The 17,642-nt window shown below is 66.1% G+C and carries 13 protein-coding genes; 3 read left to right on the top strand and 10 right to left on the bottom strand.

Features of this window, described 5'->3' with window-relative positions; translation table 11 throughout:
- Positions 1-20 precede the first annotated feature (20 nt).
- The 6 genes from OVY29_RS20245 to zwf all read right to left on the bottom strand — a co-directional run bounded on the left by OVY29_RS20245 (position 21) and on the right by zwf (position 9,867).
- Positions 21-1,589, bottom strand: coding sequence for a wax ester/triacylglycerol synthase family O-acyltransferase (locus OVY29_RS20245; RefSeq protein WP_037553594.1), 1,569 nt, complete (start codon positions 1,587-1,589; stop codon positions 21-23).
- A gap of 115 nt (positions 1,590-1,704) precedes the next feature.
- Positions 1,705-4,047 (bottom strand): glycerol-3-phosphate 1-O-acyltransferase, encoded by a 2,343-nt coding sequence (locus tag OVY29_RS20240; protein ID WP_037553596.1) that lies wholly within the window; start codon positions 4,045-4,047, stop codon positions 1,705-1,707.
- Between the two features lie 3 nt (positions 4,048-4,050).
- Positions 4,051-5,589 (bottom strand): HAD-IB family hydrolase, encoded by a 1,539-nt coding sequence (locus OVY29_RS20235; protein ID WP_313912006.1) that lies wholly within the window; start codon positions 5,587-5,589, stop codon positions 4,051-4,053.
- A gap of 88 nt (positions 5,590-5,677) precedes the next feature.
- Positions 5,678-6,301, bottom strand: a complete 624-nt coding sequence (eda, locus tag OVY29_RS20230) for a bifunctional 4-hydroxy-2-oxoglutarate aldolase/2-dehydro-3-deoxy-phosphogluconate aldolase (RefSeq protein ID WP_037553600.1) — start codon at positions 6,299-6,301, stop codon at positions 5,678-5,680.
- A gap of 123 nt (positions 6,302-6,424) precedes the next feature.
- Positions 6,425-8,266 (bottom strand): phosphogluconate dehydratase, encoded by a 1,842-nt coding sequence (gene edd, locus OVY29_RS20225; RefSeq protein ID WP_037553602.1) that lies wholly within the window; start codon positions 8,264-8,266, stop codon positions 6,425-6,427.
- Between the two features lie 197 nt (positions 8,267-8,463).
- Positions 8,464-9,867 (bottom strand): glucose-6-phosphate dehydrogenase, encoded by a 1,404-nt coding sequence (zwf, locus tag OVY29_RS20220; protein WP_052182008.1) that lies wholly within the window; start codon positions 9,865-9,867, stop codon positions 8,464-8,466.
- Between the two features lie 184 nt (positions 9,868-10,051).
- On the opposite strand from zwf, the gene glpD reads away from it, so the two are divergent.
- Positions 10,052-11,602 (top strand): glycerol-3-phosphate dehydrogenase, encoded by a 1,551-nt coding sequence (gene glpD, locus OVY29_RS20215; RefSeq protein ID WP_313912005.1) that lies wholly within the window; start codon positions 10,052-10,054, stop codon positions 11,600-11,602.
- 6 nt (positions 11,603-11,608) lie between these two features.
- On the opposite strand, the gene OVY29_RS20210 is transcribed toward glpD, so the two are convergent.
- Complete coding sequence (locus OVY29_RS20210) at positions 11,609-12,346, bottom strand: SDR family oxidoreductase (RefSeq protein ID WP_313912004.1); 738 nt, start codon at positions 12,344-12,346, stop codon at positions 11,609-11,611.
- A 93-nt stretch (positions 12,347-12,439) separates the two neighbouring features.
- Here OVY29_RS20210 and OVY29_RS20205 point away from each other — a divergent pair, with 93 nt between their 5' ends.
- Positions 12,440-13,402, top strand: coding sequence for an AraC family transcriptional regulator (locus OVY29_RS20205; protein ID WP_081932966.1), 963 nt, complete (start codon positions 12,440-12,442; stop codon positions 13,400-13,402).
- A gap of 75 nt (positions 13,403-13,477) precedes the next feature.
- Here OVY29_RS20205 and OVY29_RS20200 read toward each other — a convergent pair whose 3' ends face one another.
- The 3 genes from OVY29_RS20200 to OVY29_RS20190 are packed head-to-tail and all read right to left on the bottom strand — an operon-like array spanning position 13,478 to position 16,390.
- The gene (locus OVY29_RS20200) at positions 13,478-14,137 is read right to left on the bottom strand and encodes an MOSC domain-containing protein (RefSeq protein ID WP_037553686.1); all 660 of its coding nucleotides are present in this window, start codon (positions 14,135-14,137) and stop codon (positions 13,478-13,480) included.
- Between the two features lie 40 nt (positions 14,138-14,177).
- Positions 14,178-15,341: an MFS transporter gene (locus tag OVY29_RS20195; protein ID WP_037553606.1), complete on the bottom strand. Its 1,164-nt coding sequence runs from the start codon at positions 15,339-15,341 to the stop codon at positions 14,178-14,180.
- 14 nt (positions 15,342-15,355) lie between these two features.
- Positions 15,356-16,390, bottom strand: a complete 1,035-nt coding sequence (locus OVY29_RS20190) for an aldo/keto reductase (RefSeq protein ID WP_037553688.1) — start codon at positions 16,388-16,390, stop codon at positions 15,356-15,358.
- An 89-nt stretch (positions 16,391-16,479) separates the two neighbouring features.
- Between OVY29_RS20190 and OVY29_RS20185 the strand changes: the two genes are divergently transcribed.
- Positions 16,480-17,394, top strand: a complete 915-nt coding sequence (locus tag OVY29_RS20185; protein ID WP_313912003.1) for a LysR family transcriptional regulator — start codon at positions 16,480-16,482, stop codon at positions 17,392-17,394.
- Positions 17,395-17,642: the final 248 nt, after the last annotated feature.

The raw sequence follows: 17,642 nt of genomic DNA, 5'->3' as shown, positions 1-17,642 counted from the left end.
GTAGTCCTGCGAGAGCATCGTTATTTTTTGCGAGTCTTGCCGGTTGCGTTCGCTTTAGCAACCGGTTTCACCCTGCTCTTTGTCGCAGTTTGGGCCGCAGTTCTTGGTTTCGCCTTGGGTTTCGGAGCAGGCTTAGCCGCCGCTTTCGGCTTTGCCGTAGCGGCTTTCGGCTTTTCGGGCTTCGGCACCGCCGCCATCAGGTCGGCAAAACTTTCATCGATACATTCGCGAAAGAAAGCGATGTCGGGCATGATCGAGCGCTCGCCGATGATCGAAAAGGCGATGCGGCCGTTATAGCTCGGCGTTGCGACGAACAGTCCCATATTGTTGGCGAGCGGCGCCATGCCGTGCTGCTGCACGAGCTGCGCGCCCGCGAGGTAGAGCGGCACTTGCGCGCCGGGGACGTTCGAGATGAAAAGGTTGGTGCCACGCACCGCGAACCGCTCGCTGGTGACGAGCCGCGCGACCGCCGCCATCGTCGCGCCGGGGATGTGCTGCGACAGGTCGGTCATGATCCGCGCGCTGACGCCCGCTTTGGCCTCCTTCGCCTCGACCGTATAGTCGCGCACCGCCGCGAGCCGTTCGAGCGGATCGGCGATATCGGTGCGGATCGGAACACTCATCGCCGAGACCTGATTGCCCGGCGTACTGGCCTTGCCGCCCTTGCCGCGCAGATTGACCGGTGCCACCGCCACAAGGCTCTCTTTCGGCAATTCCTTATGCTTCTGAAGATATTTGCGCAGCGCGCCGCCGACGGTGGTGAGCACGACGTCGTTGACGGTCGCGCCGGGCACTTTCTTGCGGATCTCCGCCACGTCGGTCAGCGCGACCGTCGTCGCGTCGAACATCTTGTGCGGGCCGACGGGCACGTTGAAACGCGTTTCGGGAACCCCTGCGGTCATCCCGCCCTCGGCGATCGACTTGCGCGCCGACGCGACGATCGCGGGCGACATCTTCATCAGCGCGTTGATGAATTTGACCGGCGACTGCATCGACGCCGACCAGGCGCGCGAGACGATTTCGGCGCTCGACGGCGGATCGCCGAGTTCCTCGACCGGCGGCGGTTCGGGAATAGCGGGGGTGCCCTTCGCATCGATGTCGCTCATCGCGATGAAGGCGTGCGCGCCCGACGCGCCATCGACCGCGGCGTGGTGGACGCGGTGGAGCATTGCGAAACTGCCCTTGGGGATGCCCGGAATGCGGTCGAGCCCCTCGATGATATAGATGTCCCAGAGCGGGCGGTTCATATCCATCGGTTTCGAGAACCAGCGCGCGACCGCGATGCAGAATTGCCGCCAGTCGCCGGGCTCGGGCAGGCGCGCGTGGCTCATATGCGCCTCGATATCGAAATGCTCGTCCTCGACCCAATAGGGATGGTCGATGTCGAACGGCAGGCGGTGAAGGCGGCGCTTGAACAAGGGCGAGGTGTCGACGCGGCTTTCGACGTGGCGGATGATATCCTTGAAGCGCACGAAGCCGCCCGGCGCGGTCGAGGGGTCGTAGATATAGACCCCCATGATGTGCGTCAGGTTGTTCGCGGTCTGGGTGTAGAGGAACTGGGCGTCCTGTGCGCTGAGCTGTTTGAGCATTTATCCTCCACCTAAAATCGTCATCCCGGCGAAAGCCGGGATCTCGCCATTGCGTCAGATTGCCACGATGAGATCCCGGCCTTCGCCGGGATGACGGAAGAAATGAATGGGAATGTCAGGCATCATTCGTTCCCGGCAGCCGGTCCGCCAGCGCGACGGTCGACAGCCGCATCGTTTCCATCACGTTGGCCAACCCCCGCAGTTCCGTCAGCAGCGCGCGGCGCCCGGCGAGCGTGTCCGGCGTCGCCTCATCGGCGAGCCCCATATGGCGCATCAGCGACAGGCCGCCCGCAAAGAGCAACTTGCCGATCGCCGCTTCGCTGCTGATCCGGCGGAGCAGCCAGGCCTGCCGCCCCTCGACCAGCGCGGCGTCGAGCAGCGCCTTTTCGTCAACCGTCTCGCCGGGCTTCGCGCGTGCAAGCTGTTCGGCGACGACCGAATAGGCTTCGGCAAAGGGCAGCAGGATCGCGTGACCGACGACGGGCTGGCAGCGGCGCAGGAGCTGCGCGATGCCGCGGTCGCCGCTTGCAAGCCGCCGGTCCCAGACGGGATCGATGCGCGCCAGTTCGGCTTCGATCGCAGCAAGATGCTCGCCCCGCGGCGGGTAGAAAAATTCGAATTTGAACAGGTCGCGCAGACGATCGATCTTTGCCCAGAAGGCGGCGGTCGCATCGCCCTTGTCGGCGTCGCGCAGTTCGAACAGCGCCAGTTCGATCATCGCGCGATCGAGGAAATGATGCGCGATGATGTTGCGATAATAGCTCGCCATCGGATGCTTGGCGGGATCGATCGAATAGATCGTCTCGCTGCCCGCCTCGTAGCGCGTCAAAAGCCCGCTCGCGACGAGCGTGTCGACCGTCGCCGACAGCGCGGCATCATCGCCGCTTTCGAGCTCCTTGCTGAGCCTTATGCTGCGCGCCCGCGCCCAGTCGGTCACCGCGCCGATCGCGCCAAGCAATTCGGCCGAGGTCGCGCCGCGCGGCGCCATGCCGAGCAGGATCAGGCACATCACCGAGGTGACGGTGAGCGGGGTGACGCGGTTCGCCTCGACCGCGACGGCAAAGGCGATGCGTTCGAGCGCGCGCTTGTCGTCGGGCCCCGGAGCGGTGGCAATGACAACGGGCTCGCCGATGTCGAGGCGGATACGACCCGAGGGTTCCTTGAGGCTTTTCATATAGCCGAGGAACCACGACAGGCTTTCGGGTTTCTTGTTCCGACCGGTCTGCTCGGCGGCATATTCCTCGACGTCGCGGATCAGATCGAAGCTGGTGACGAAGGGCACGAAATGCACACCGCGCGTCCCGGTCGCATGCGCCGCGTCGAGGACATATTTCATCAGGCCATATTTGGGCGGCATCAGCTTGCCGAGCCGCGAGCGCGTGCCCTCGAACGCCCAGCTCAGCGGGAAACGCTTGGCGAGCAGCCAGGCGATATAGTGGCGCAGCACGAGCTTGTAGAGCGGCTGGTCCTGAAAGCTGCGGCGGAGGAAGATCATCCCCGATCGCCGGAAGAATTCGCCCATCACCGCGAAGTCGAGGTTGGCGCCGCCGAAGCTGTGCAGCATCGGCAGGTCATTCTCATAGGCGAGCCGGCTCGGCGTCGCGCCGTCGATATAGGTTTTGTGCGTGAAGAGGATCGCGGTGGGGTGCTCGCGCAAAATTACACGCAATTTCAATAGCTCGGCGGCATCGACCTCCATCTCGGGCGCATAGCCGCCGAACATCATGCGATCGAGACGTGCGCGAAGATCGAGAAAAAGCGCCGACGGCCGCGCTATGACTTCCTTCATCAGCGGCCGCGCCTCGCGGAACAGGTCGGCGACCGGACGCTCCGTCTTCTCCGCCAGCTCGGCGAGCGCGGCGCGAAATTTGGGACTGGTGCGCAGGCCATCGGCGACGAAGCGCGGCACCTTGTAGCGCGTCCCCCGAATCCCGCGTTCGGCGACGTCGAGCGCGAGCGCCGCCTGCCGCGCGACGAAGCCCGCGAATTCGGGGCTGTCCGCCCCCTCGCCGTCACCCCCGCCGGTCTGCGCGCAAAAGCGGTCGCGAAGCGCGTCGAGCGTCGCCGCCTCGCCGACCAATATCTGCGCGCGGCGGCGGTCGCGGAGCAGGATCAGCCGCGCGCGCAGCGGCCCCGGATGGCGCGGGTCGCCGAAGATCAAGTGGCGGAATTTGAGCGCGCGGCCCTTGTCGAAACCCGGGATGCGCCATGCGACGCGCAGCGGCACGACTTGCCGCGACGCCGCGCCGCCGAGCCGCGCCTGCAGCACGTCGACGGGAAGCGCATGGTCGCCATCCTCGATATCGAGGCTCGCCCATGCGGGCTCGTCATCGCCGCTCGTCGCATGAATCCAGTCGAGCAATATACGCCGTTCGACGCCATGCCGCGCGTCGATGATGTAAAGCCGGTCGGCCGCCTGCTCCGCCACGATCGGGTTGCGGGGCGTTCCGTCGGCCACCGCTTAGCCGGTCTTTCCCTTGCGCGCGGCGGTTTTTTTTGCTGGCGCCTTCTTCTTCGCCGCAGGCTTCTTGTCGGCCGCCTTTTTCGGCTTGGCTTTCACTGGCTCCGCCGCCACCGACTCCGCGACGCTCTCCTCCGCCTGGCCCAGCGTGCGCAGGAACATGTTCCGGACGTCGCGGACGTGCGAATTGATCGTCTTGACGCTCCACCCCGACGTATCGACCGGCGGCAGCACGGTGACGCGCACCGTCGCGGGGCGCATCACGAACTCATTCTTCGGCGCGACGTCGGTCGCGTTATGGATGACGATCGGGACGATCGGCACCCCCGCCTGCATCGCGAGGTGGAATGCGCCCTTCTTGAAGGGTTCGAGCTTCGGGGTCAGGCTGCGCGTCCCTTCGGGCGCAATGCAGATCGATTTGCCTTCCTTCTGGATCGCGTCGACGAGCGGCTCCATCGCCCTGATCGCGCTTTTGCCGTCGGCGCGGTCGACGAAGACCGTGCCGCCCCATTCCATCAGCTTGCCGAGGATGGGGATGTCCTTGATCTCTTTCTTCCCCACCCCGCCCATATCGCGGCGGATGAGCTTGGCGAGGATCATCACATCAGCCTTGCTCTGATGGTTGAAGATGAAGACGCAGGGGCGCGACGACCAGAGGTGGCGCTCGTCCTCGACCTCGAGCTCGACGCCCGTGATCGCGGTCGCGAAATCGCCGAACAGCCCCATCGAGAAATTGACCGCCTCGCGCTGCGAACGCGTCAGCGCCCAGATCGGCAGCCCCGCGGCGAAGGCGCCGACGAGCGAACCGGTGGCGTAGATGGTGCGCGTGTAATCGACCCAGCTCGGCGTGCCGCGGCTGGCGAAGCGCTGCACCGGCCAGTTCCGTTCGTCGGCGATGGCTTTCAGTTTCATGTTCGGGTTGAGCGGGCGCGGCTTGCCGACGCGTTCGAGCAGCTCGATATCGTCGTCGCTGTCCGAGTAGAAAAAGCTCTGGTCCAGATCGAGGCCATATTCGGCGGCGAGTTCCTCGGCGGCGAGAACCTTGCCCTCGCCGAAACAGAGCGGGCGGATGATGTCGCCGGTGAAGACGCCATCCTCGATCTCGTAGGACGAGCATTTGATGTCGGTGATGCCAAGGTCGCGCGCGGTCGGTTCGATCTGATAGATCGTCGCCGACGAGATGATCGCGACGCGATGCCCCTTTGCCTGATGCGCTTCGATGATCGCGCGCGTCTCGGGATAGATTTTGCGCGCGATATGCTTCTTGTAGAGTTCCTCGCCGAACTCGACAAAGCTTTGCTCGTCGACGCCCTTCATGAATTTGGCGGCGGCGGTCATCAGCCCCGAAAAGCCGATGCTGCCGAGACTGTGCTGCGCGAGGACGTTCGCGGTCTCGGCGATTTCCTCGACCGACATTTCGCGGCGCTGGAATTTCTCGCGCAGCATCGCAGTCGCCGAATAGCCCGAGATGATCGTCCCGTCGAAATCGAAGAGCGCGGCGACATGCGGTCCGGGTTCGGACGCCAGGACTTCTTCCAAATGCGGCTGCGGCCTCGGCACGCGCATCTCCCCACCAACGGCTTATTGCCGCCTTATCCCTGCACGATGACAGGTAAGATGGGGTTAATCAATGGCCCGAAAGTGCCGATGCCTCGCGCGCCAACGCCTCGATCTTCACCGTGTCGAGCGGCCCCGACGGAACGACCCAGCTGCCGCCGACGCAGAGCACCGGATCCAGCGCGAGCCACTCGGGGGCGGTGGCGGCGCTGATCCCGCCGGTCGGGCAGAAATTGATCCCGCCGAACGGACCCGCGAGCGCCTTCAGCGCCGGGATGCCGCCGCTCGTCGCCGCGGGGAAGAATTTGAAGCTGTCGAGCCCGAGGTCGAGCCCCGCCATGATGTTCGACGCATTGGCGACGCCGGGCAGGAAGGGAATGCCGCTTGCGACCGCCGCCTCGCCCAGGCTGTCGGTGAGGCCGGGCGACACGATGAATTCGGAGCCCGCGTCGATCGCGTCCCTGAGCATCCGCGGGTTGAGCACCGTTCCCGCGCCGACGACCGCGCCCGGGACCTTCTTCATCGCCCGGATCGCGTCGAGCGCGGCGGGGGTGCGCATCGTCACCTCGAGCACCGTGAGCCCGCCCGCGACGAGCGCCTCGGCCATCGGCACCGCATCCTCGACGCGGTCGATGACGATCACCGGGATGACCGGCGCTAGCGCCATGATCTGTTCGATACCGCTGTCGGACATTCTATCTCACTTTCTTCGTCATCCCGGCGAAAGCCGGGATCTCACCCTATCGTTATAACGCACCGTCGAGATCGTGTTTCAGAGTGACGTGCCTCTGAACACCCTTCGCCGGGATGACGGAAATTAAATGACGGCTTCCATCGCCGCGAGCACCGCCGAGCCGCCCTTCTCCGCCTCGTCGGCGTGATGGCGGAACAGCGCGAAGAGTTCGCGGCCGACGCCGACAGCCGGCGGGGGCGCGGCGGCGGGCTGGCGCGCCGCCCATTCGGCTTCGCCCACCAGCGCGACGACTTCGCCCTTCACCGCGCACACGCGGACGATGTCGCCGTCCTGCAAATAGGCGAGCGGGCCGCTGATCCCGCCGGGGCCGGGCAGCGCCTCGGGAGACAGGTGGATCACCGCCGGCACCTTGCCGCTCGCGCCCGACATGCGGCCGTCGGTGAGAAGCGCGACGCGAAAGCCCTTGTCCTGCAAAACCCCGAGCGCCGGGGTCAGCTTGTGCAGTTCGGGCATGCCGTTGGCGCGCGGTCCCTGGAAGCGGACGACGACGACGACGTCGCGTTCGAGCTCGCCCGCCTTGAATGCGGTGAGCACCTGATTCTGGTCGTCGAAGATCCGGCACGGCGCCTCGATCGTCCAGCGATCCTCGGCAACCGCGCTCGTCTTGATGATCGCGCGGCCGAGATTGCCCGCCAGCAGCCGCATCCCGCCGTCGGGCGAGAAGGGCGCCGCGACAGGGCGCAGCATCGTATCGTCGCGGCTCGTTTCGGGCGCCGCCTGCCAGTGGAGCTCGTCGTTCACGAGCACGGGTTCGGCGGCATAGTCGGCCATCGTCCCGCCGACGGTAAGCACATCGCCGTGAAGCAGCCCGGCGCCGAGCAATTCCTTCACGACATAGCCGATCCCGCCCGCGGCGTGGAAATTGTTCACGTCGCCGGCGCCGTTCGGATAGACGCGCGCGAGCAGCGGCACCGCATGGCTGAGCTCGTCGAAGTCCTGCCAGTCGATGACGATCCCCGCCGCGCGCGCGATGGCGGGCAGATGGATCGCATGGTTGGTCGAGCCGCCGGTGGCGAGCAGGCCGATCGCGGCGTTGACGATCGCCTTTTCGTCGATACAGCGCGAGAGCGGGCGATAATCACTGCCGTCCCAGCCGATCCCGGCGATCCGGTGAGTCGCGGCGCGCGTCAGTTCCTGCCGCAGCTTGGTGCCGGGGTTGGTGAAGGCGCTGCCGGGGATGTGCAGCCCCATCAGCTCCATCATCATCTGGTTCGAGTTCGCGGTGCCGTAGAAGGTGCAGGTGCCCGCGCCATGATAGGAGGCGGCCTCGGCCTCGAGCAGTTCGTCGCGGCTTGCCTTGCCCTCGGCATAGAGCTGGCGGACGCGCTGCTTTTCCTTGTTTGCGAGGCCCGATGGCATCGGCCCCGCGGGGACGAGGATCTGCGGCAGATGGCCGAAGCGCAGCGCGCCGATCAGCAGCCCGGGGACGATCTTGTCGCAGATGCCGAGCAGCAGCGCGCCTTCGAACATCGCGTGGCTGAGCGCAATCACCGTGCCCTGCGCGATATTGTCGCGGCTGAACAGCGACAGGTCCATGCCCGCCTGCCCCTGCGTCACGCCGTCGCACATCGCGGGAACGCCGCCCGCGACCTGCGCGGTAACGCCCACTTCGCGCGCGAATAATTTAATCTGCTCGGGGTAGCGGCCATAGGGCTGATGCGCCGAGAGCATGTCGTTGTAGCTGGTGACGATGCCGATGTTCATCGCCGTGCCGGTGCGAATGGCGGGCTTGTCCTCGCCCGACGCCGCGAAGCCGTGCGCGAGGTTACCGCACGACAGGTTGCCGCGGTTGGTGCCGGCGTCGCGCTGGCGCTCCATCAGGTCGAGATAGGCGGCGCGGCGCGGCGCGCTGCGGGCGATGATGCGGTCGGTGACCGCGGCGATGGTCGGGTGGAGATCAGTCATAAGAAAATCCAATCCCCTCTCCCCTTGAGGGAGAGGGTTGCGCAGACTTGGCAGCTTGCTGCCTAGTCGAAGCTGGGTGAGGGGTCCGGACGTGGCGTGCGAAAGCGGCGGTGGAACCCCTCATCCAACTACGCCTAGTCGCTGAGCGCCGAGGCTTCGTATCCTTCTCCCCCAAGGGGAGAAGCTTTGGGGCGGCCTCAATCATGCCAACTCGCTCCGTCGCGTTCGATCAGCGCGATCGCGCTCGACGGGCCCCAGCTGCCCGCGGTGTAATTCTGCGGCGCCATGTCTACGGCAGCCCAGGCGTCGCGGATCGAATCGATCCACTGCCACTGCGCCTCGACCTCGTCGCGCCGTACGAACAAAGTCTGGTCGCCCTCGATGAAATCGAGCAGCAGCCGCTCGTAGGCGATGCGGCGCCGCTCGCCGGCGAAGCTGTGCGAGAGCGAGACGTCCATCGTCACTTCTTTCAGCTTCACGCCCTCGCGGTCGAGCCCCGGCTGCTTCGCCATTACCTTGACCCGGATATTCTCTTCGGGCTGGAGGTTGATGATCATGCTGTTCGCATTCAATTTGCCCGCGCCGACGCGCGCGAAAATATTGTGCGGCACCGGCTTGAACTGGATCAGCACCTCCGACTTGCGCTGCGGCATCCGTTTGCCGGTGCGCAGGTAAAAGGGCACGCCCTTCCAGCGCCAATTGTCGATGAACGCCTTGATGGCGACGAAGGTTTCGGTGTTCGACGGATTGCCGAGCTCGTCGGCATAGCCCGCGACCGCGCCGCCGCCCACCGCGCCGCTTGTATACTGCCCCTTCACGCTATGCGTCTTCACATCGTCGGCGGTCATCTTGCGCAGGCTGCGAAGCAGCTTGACCTTCTCGTCGCGCACCGCGGTCGACGAGACGCTCGCGGGCGGCTCCATCGCGATGATCGCGAGCAGCTGGAGCATATGGTTCTGCACCATGTCCTTGAGCGCGCCGACGCCGTCATAATAGGAAACGCGGCCTTCGAGCCCGACGGTCTCGGCGACGGTGATCTGGACATGGTCGATCGCCTGCGCGTTCCACAGCGGCTCGAAGAGCATGTTGGCGAAGCGCAGCGCGAGGAGGTTCTGGACCGTTTCCTTGCCGAGATAATGGTCGATGCGGAAGACGCGGTCCTCGGCGAAGGCGTCGCCGACCTCGGCATTCACCGCGCGCGACGAGGCGAGATCGTGACCGATCGGCTTTTCCATCGCGATGCGGCAGTCGGCGCAAGCGATGTTCGCGCTTTTAAGCCCCTGCGCGATCGGGCCGAACATCGATGGCGGGGTCGAAAGATAGGCGCCGATCGGGCGGCCGAGGCGATCGCCGAGCTGCGCCGCGAGTTCGTCATAGCCGGTGCCCGCGCCCGCATCGACCGCACAATAATCGATGCGGCCCAGGAAGCCGGCGATCTGCCCATCATCGAGCCGGTCGTCGGCCAGATGGTCGGCGAGCGCCTCGCGTACCATCGCATGGCAGCCGTCGCGATCCATTTTCGACCGCCCCGACGCGACGATCGTCAGCGCATCTTCGAGCAGCCCGTCGACATGAAGATTGTAGAGCGAGGGGAAGAGCATGCGCTGCGCAAGATCGCCCGTTGCGCCGAACAGGATCAGGGTTTCGACTTTCACGCTCACTATAGTCCCCTTGGATGGTCTTTCAGAATTGGAGGATGCACCCCGCGAATGCAACGCGCATACGTAAGCCGCATACGATGTCGGGAGCTTGGCAAATCGGGTAACGCTGCCATAGGGAAAAATGATGCCCGACAGCGCCCCCCCTTATGATGTCATCGTCGTCGGCGGCGGCGTCAACGGCGCGGGCGTCGCGCGCGATGCCGCCGGCCGCGGCGCGCGGGTCGTGCTGATCGAGGCGGGCGACCTTGCGCAGGGCACATCGTCGAAATCGACCAAGCTCATCCATGGCGGGCTGCGCTATCTCGAACATTATGAATTCGCCCTGGTGCGCGAGGCGCTGAAGGAGCGCGAGCGATTGTGGGGGATCGCGCCGCATATCATCCATCCGATGCGCTTTGTCCTGCCCTATCGCGACGGGCTGCGCCCGCGCTGGCTGCTCAGGCTCGGACTGTTTCTCTACGACCATATCGGCGGCCGCGAGAAACTGCCCGCGACGCGCTCCATCGATCTCCGCCGCCATGCCGCGGGCGGACCGCTCCAGCCGCAATATGTTCGCGGGTTCGAATATTCGGACGGCTGGGTCGACGATGCCCGGCTCGTGGCGCTCAACGCGCGTGACGCCGCCGACCATGGCGCGCGGATACGCACGCGCACGCGCGCCGAAATGCTGCGCTGCGAGAACGGGCTGTGGATCGTCGATGCGGTGGGCGATCAGGGGCAGCATTATCGCTTCACCGGCCGCAGCGTCGTCAACGCAGCGGGGCCCGCGGTGCTCGACGTGCTGCGGCGCGCCGATGCCGAACCCGATCACCGGATGCGCCTCGTCCGCGGCTCGCACGTCGTCGTGCGGCGGCTGTTCGAGCATGACTATGCCTATTTCTTCCAGCTCCCCGACGGGCGCATCTTTTTCGCCATTCCCTATGAGCGCGATTTCACCCTGATCGGGACGACCGACCAGGACCATGACGGTCCGGCGAGCGAAGCGGAGGCGAGCGACGAAGAGATCGCCTATCTCTGCGAAGGCGCGAGCCTCTATTTCCGCACGCCCGTCACCCCCGCCGATGTCGTCTGGACCTATTCGGGCGTCCGCCCACTGATCGAGGACGGATCGGGGCGCCCCGAAGCCGCGACGCGCGGATATCGCATCGACCTCGACATGGATGAAGGGGCGCCCCTCCTCACCATCTATGGCGGCAAGATCACCAGCTATCGCCATGTCGCCGAAGAGGCGGTCGACCGGCTGGCCGGCCATGTTTCCGCGCTTTCGGGAAAGCGCTGGACGGCGAAAGCCCCGCTGCCCGGCGGCGATTTCCCCGCCGATGGCGCCGCCTTGCTGAAGGCCGAATATAAACTCGCTTACCCATTTCTTCCCGCCGCGACGGTCGACCGCATCGTCAAGGCCTATGGTACCGATGCGCGCGAATGGCTGGCGGGGGCGACGGGCTGGGACGATCTCGGCGGCGAGATTGCGCATGGGCTGAGCGTCGCCGAAGTCCGCTGGATGGTTCGGCACGAATGGGCACGTACAACCGACGACATTCTCTGGAGGCGGAGCAAGCTGGGGCTGCATTTCACGCCCGGCGAGGTCGCACGCCTTGCCGAACAGGCCGAGCGGCTCGTCGTCGAAGCCCGGGTCGCCGACCCCGCTCATTTCGACGAACGCTCGACGGTTTGATCGCTCTCATTCGACCAGCGCGAGCGCATCGGCACCTGCCGGAAAATGGGGACGGCCGTTCCGGTCGTGCACCGCCTGCCACACCGCCTCGGCAACATCGGCCTCGGTCGTGAACAGCGACGGTTCGGTCATGCCGGCCAGGATCGGCTGCGCATAGGACCAATAGGGTTCGGGCAGCACGTCTTCGAGCCGGATCTCGGTGTTCTGCGTGAAAGCGGTGGTCGGGCCATAGCCGGGCTCGACGAGTTTCACCGCGATGCCGAGCGGCGCCAGTTCGTGCGCAAGGCTGCGCGTGAAGCCCTGAATCGCGGTCTTGCTGCCCGTATAGGCGGCAGCGAGCGGAAAGGGCGCGAGCGTCGCCGACGAGGTGATGTTGACGATGACGCCCGAACCGCGTGCCCGCATCCGCGGGATCGCCGCCTGCGTCATCGCAATCGTGCCGAGCGTATTGGTTTCGAAAATATCGCGGATCTTCTGAAACGGCGAATGTTCGAGCGCGCCGAACAGGCCGATGCCGGCATTGTTGACGAGCACGTCGATCGGGCCGGCCAGTTCGAGCGCAAGCGCGATGCTGTCGGGATCGGTGACGTCGAGCGCGACGACGCGAAGGCGCTCCGACGCCGGGAAGAGATCGCGGCGCGGCTTGCGCATGGTGGCGACCACATTCCAGCCGAGCGCGTGGAAATGGCGCGCGGTTTCGAGGCCATAGCCCGACGAACAGCCGGTGATGAGGATGGTCTGCATGGGTCTTCCCTTCGTGGTTGGTGAAAGGAACCTAGACGGCCATTTGCGGACGATCTATAATCTGAAATCCGTATTTCATGTGAGATAGTCCATATGGCTGATCCCCTGTCCGATCTTATCGCGCTGCTGCGCCCGCGCACGGTGTTTGCGAAAGCGATCAGCGGCGCCGGACGCTGGGCGGTGCGCTATGGCGATTTCGGACATCCGGGGTTCTGCACGGTGACCGAGGGACGCTGCCGCCTGTCGGTCGATGGCGCCGATCCGGTGACGATCGAGGCGGGCGATTTCGTGTTCCTGCCCGCGACGCCCGGCTTCACCATGGGAGGGTTCGAGCCCGCCGAGCCGGTCGAGATCGATCCGCACGCGGCGACGGACCTGACCGGCGAAGTGCGCCACGGCCGGCAGGAGGGCGCGCCCGATGTGACGATGCTCGGCGGCTATTTCGTCTTTGAATCGCCCGACGCCGCGCTGCTGGTGTCGCAGCTTCCCGCGCTCATTCATCTCCGCGGTGCCGAGCGGCTGGCGACGCTGGTACGGCTGGTGCGCGAGGAGGCGGGCGAAGAGCGGCCGGGATGCGACCTGATCCTGTCGCGGCTGGTCGAGGTGCTGATCGTCGAGGCGCTGCGATCGGTCGAGGGCGACGATGCGCCGCCGGGGCTGCTGCGCGGCCTTGGCGATCCGCGGCTGGCGGCGGCGATCCGGCAGATCCACGGCGCGCCCGCGCGGCCGTGGACGGTCGCGGCGCTCGCGAAGGAAGCCGCGCTGTCGCGCTCGGCTTTCTTCGAGCGCTTTGCACGCACCGTCGGCGTGCCGCCGATGGAATATCTGCAGGGCTGGCGGATGAGCATCGCCAAGGATTTGCTGCGCCGCCGCGCGGGCAAGCTCGACGAGATTGCCGCGCGCGTCGGCTATGGCTCGGCGAGCGCGTTCAGCACGGCCTTTACCCGCCATGTCGGATTGCCGCCGAAGCGCTTTGCGATAGCGAACGGGGCGACTGAGAACCATCAACCGTTCGCCCTGAGCTTGTCGAAGGGCCGTCCTCTCTTTCAGCCTTAGCGGAGAAGAACGGCCCTTCGACAAGCTCAGGGCGAGCGGAAATAAAGGACGTAATCCGGGTCTAACCGCGATGCCCTAATCCGCGCCGAACTGCTCGGCGAGCTTGGCGCGGCGGACCTTCCATGTTTCGGCAAGCACGGGCACGTCACGGAGTGCGCGGAGATCGGCGACGCGATCCTTCGCCTCGCCACCGATCAGCAGGCCGAAGAGCGAGGCGAGCGGCCATTCGGGATACGGCCGGTCGACCAGCTCCAAATCGTCGCCCGCGCGAACGGTGCCGGGTTCGAGCACACGGTAATACCAGCCCGAGCGTCGCGTCTTCACTACCCCCGCCATCACGCCCTTGGTTTCGAAACGATGGTCGAGCTTCCAGCACGGCTGGCGCGCCTGCGTGACTTCGACCAGCGCGGTGCCGAGGCGGAAGCGGTCGCCGAGGAAGACGCTGTTTTCGTCGAGGCCGATGGTCGAGATATTCTCGCCGAACGCGCCCGCCGCATCGAGCAGCGGCGCGGTACCGAGCTGACCGCGCCACCAGTCATAATGGTCGGCGGGATAATGGTGGATCGCCTTGTCGATGCCGCCATGGACGCTGCGGTCGGCCTGTTCATCGCCGACGAGCCCCATCGCGTCGACCGCAACCGCATCGGCAACCGGCAGCTTGCCGATCGCGCTCGGCTCGTCGCCGCGAAAGGGGCGCGCCTTGCCCGTCAGGACGGCGAGAATCGGGATCTTCATGTCGCCGATTGCATAGGCCAAGCGGCGGGAATGGCAATCGTCAGGCTTGCGCGAGCGAGGCGGCGGGCCGCGCCCGCGTCGCGAACACGATCGCCAAACCGCCAAGCGCCATCGCCGCTCCCGCGAACGATACCGCCGGATAGCCGAGCCCGAGGCCGATTACCCCGCCCCCGACCGCGGCGCCGACGGCGTTGCCGAGGTTGAAGGCGCCGATATTGACCGCCGAGGCCAGATTGGGGGCGTCGGACGCCGCCTCCATCACGCGCATCTGGAGCGGCGGGACGATGGCGAAGGTCGCGACACCCCAGACGAAGATGGTGACCGCCGCCGCAAGTGGCTGGAACATCGCGCCCGCGAAGATGACGAGCGTCGCGGCGAGCCCGGCGAGCGAGACGATCAGGGTGCGGTCGATCGACTTGTCGGCAAAGACACCGCCGAGCCAGTTTCCGGCGGTGAGGCCGAGCCCGTAAATCACCAGCATCGCGGTCACGAACAGTGTCCCTGCATGCGTCGCTTCGGTCAGGATCGGCGCGATGTAAGTGAAGACCGTGAACATCGCCGACGAACCGATCGCGGTCAAAGCGAGCGCGATCAGCACCTCGCGGCGCTTCAGCACGCCGAGTTCGGCGAGCATATTGCCGCCCGTATCGCGGCCGATGTCGGGAAGCGCAAAGCGCAGCGCCGCCATCGTGATCAGGCCCCAGACGGCGATCGCGCCAAAGGCGGTGCGCCAGCCGAACGTCTCGCCGACCCAGGGCGCGAGCGGCACCCCGATGACATTGGCGAGCGTCAGCCCCATGAACATCGCCGCGACCGCGCTCGCACGCTTTTCAGGCGCGACAAGACTCGCCGCGACTACCGAACCGACGCCGAAAAAGGCGCCGTGGTTGAGCGAGGTGATGACGCGCGCGACCATCAGCGTCGTGTAATCGCCCGCGACGGCGGAAAGGAAATTGCCGAGCGTGAAGATCGCCATCAGCCCGATCAGCAGGGTGCGGCGGTTCATCCGCGCGGTGGTGAGCGTCATCAGCGGCGCGCCGAGCATCACGCCGAGCGCATAGGCCGAAACGAGCAGCCCGGCGGCCGGGATCGAAACCCCCAGCCCTTCGGCCATGTCGGGGAGCAGCCCCATCGGGGCAAATTCGGTGATGCCGATACCGAAGGCACCGGTCGCGAGCGCAAGGAGGGGAAAGTTGATTTTCATGTCGGTTGTTCCGATCAGACGAGCGGCGGATTGAGGCGCGCGAAGCCCGCCTGTTGCCGGTAGGGTGTGTGCGGATAGGGCGGCAGGACATCGCTTGCGGCGTCGAGCGCCGCCACTTGGTCTGCGGTCAGTTCCCAGCCGACCGCGCCGAGATTCTGGCGAAGCTGTTCCTCGTTGCGTGCGCCGATGATCACCGACGACACGGTCGGGCGCCGGAGCAGCCAGTTGATCGCGACCTGCGGCACCGTCTTGCCGGTTTCGGCAGCGACGGCCTCCAGCGCATCGATCACGCGGTAGAGCAGATCTTCGCTCACCGGCGGCGCGAACTGTTCGGTGTCGTGGAGGCGGCTGCCCGCAGGGAGCGGACGCCCGCGCCCGATCTTGCCAGTGAGGCGTCCCCAGCCGAGCGGGCTCCAGACGAGCGCACCGATACCCTGATCGGCGGCGAGCGGCATCAGGTCGGCTTCATAGGCACGCCCGATCAGCGAATAATAGACCTGATGCGCGACGAAGCGAGGGGTGCCGAACCGGTCGGCGGCGGCCTGTGCCTTCATGAGTTGCCAGCCGGGATAGTTGGAGACGCCGGCGTAGCGCAGCTTGCCCGCCGCGATCAGCGTCGCGAGCGTATCCATCAATTCTTCGACCGGGGTCGAGGCGTCGAAGGCGTGGAGCTGGAGCAGGTCGATATGATCGGTGCCGAGCCGGCGGAGCGCATCCTCGACCGCGCGGATCAGCCGGCTGCGCGACGCACCCCAGTCCTGCGGCCCGTCGCCCATCGGTAGCCCGGTCTTGGTCGAGATCAGCACTGCATCGCGGCGCCCCTTGATCGCTTCGCCCAAAATCTCCTCCGACGCGCCATTCGAATAGACGTCGGCGGTGTCGAACAGCGTGACCCCGGCATCGAGGCTGATGTCGATCAGACGCCGCGCCTCGGCCGCATCGCTGGTGCCCCACGCGCTGAACAGCGGCCCCTGCCCGCCGAAGGTCCCGGTTCCGAAGCTCAAGGCCGGAACGCGCAGCCCCGACGATCCCAATTGGCGATATTCCATGATCTTGCCCTTTCGATTGCGTGTCGAACGCATAGATGGACGCACGTGCATGGCCGGAGTAGCGTCGCGCAAAGCGAAGGATTTTTGAAATGAACGCAAAGATGGACGGAAGCGGCGACCGCGCGCGATCGATGGAAGTTTTTGCCGCGACGGTGGCCGAGGGCAGTTTTTCGGGGGCCGGGCGCTGTCTTGGCCTGACGCCGTCGGCGGTCAGCCGCACGATCGACCGGATCGAGGCGCGGCTGGGCGTCCGCCTGTTGCTCCGCTCGACGCGCTCGCTGACGCTGACCCCCGAGGGCGAGGCCTATCTGCGCGCGGCGCGGCGCATCCTTGCCGACCTCGGCGATGCCGAACAGGCGATCGCCGATCAGGGCGCGCCGCGCGGGCGGCTGCGCGTCAGCGCGGCGCAGGCGCACGGGCGGCTGACGATCGTGCCGCTGATCGGCGAGTTCGTGAAACTCTATCCGCACATCCTCGTCGACATCAGCCTTGCCGACCGGCTGGTCGATATCGCGGCGGGACAGGCCGACGTCGCGATCCGCTTCGGCCCGCTCGCCGACAGCCCACTGACCGCGCGCAAGCTCGGCGAAAGCCGCCGCGTCATCGTCGCCTCCCCCGCCTATCTGGCGGCGCACGGTACGCCGCGCGTGCCCGAGGACCTGCACGACCATAATTGCCTGAATTTCAACTTCCGCCGCGCTGAGCCGGTGTGGCCGTTCCGCGACGGCGACCGGGAATATGCGCTGTCGGTGCAGGGCAATATCGAGGCGAATAATGGCGAGACGTTGGGGCAATTGGCGGCGGCGGGGGTCGGCATCGCGCGCGTCGGGGCGTTCAGCATCGCCGACCAGATCGATTCCGGAGCCTTGGTGCCGATACTTGAGGATTATAATCCGGGCGATATCGAGGCGATCCATGCGGTGTTCGCAGGCGGCGCGAACACGCCGGCGCGGGTGCGGGTGTTCGTCGACTTCCTTGTCGAGCGGCTGGGGCGTGGGGGGTGATTGGGGTTGGCAGGGAACGGCCGGAAGTTGCCATCAGGCCATTATTGAGATTCGCGCAGAATTAAGATTCTGCGCAGAGAGCGCAGAGATTTTCATGCCGATTCTCTGCGTCTCTGCGCAAAAAAATTGGGGGGACGGGTTGCGACCGGTTGCGGCCATTTGCTCCTCCCTGTCGCGTAGCGATGGGGACGTGGCAGCGCGAAGCGCTGACGGAGGGGGCTATGGCGCAACGTCGTCGCCCCTCCACC

The sequence above is a fragment of the Sphingopyxis sp. SE2 genome (assembly GCF_032227185.1).
In the GTDB taxonomy this organism is placed as follows: domain Bacteria; phylum Pseudomonadota; class Alphaproteobacteria; order Sphingomonadales; family Sphingomonadaceae; genus Sphingopyxis.
This window is presented reverse-complemented; position numbering and strand designations above follow the sequence as displayed.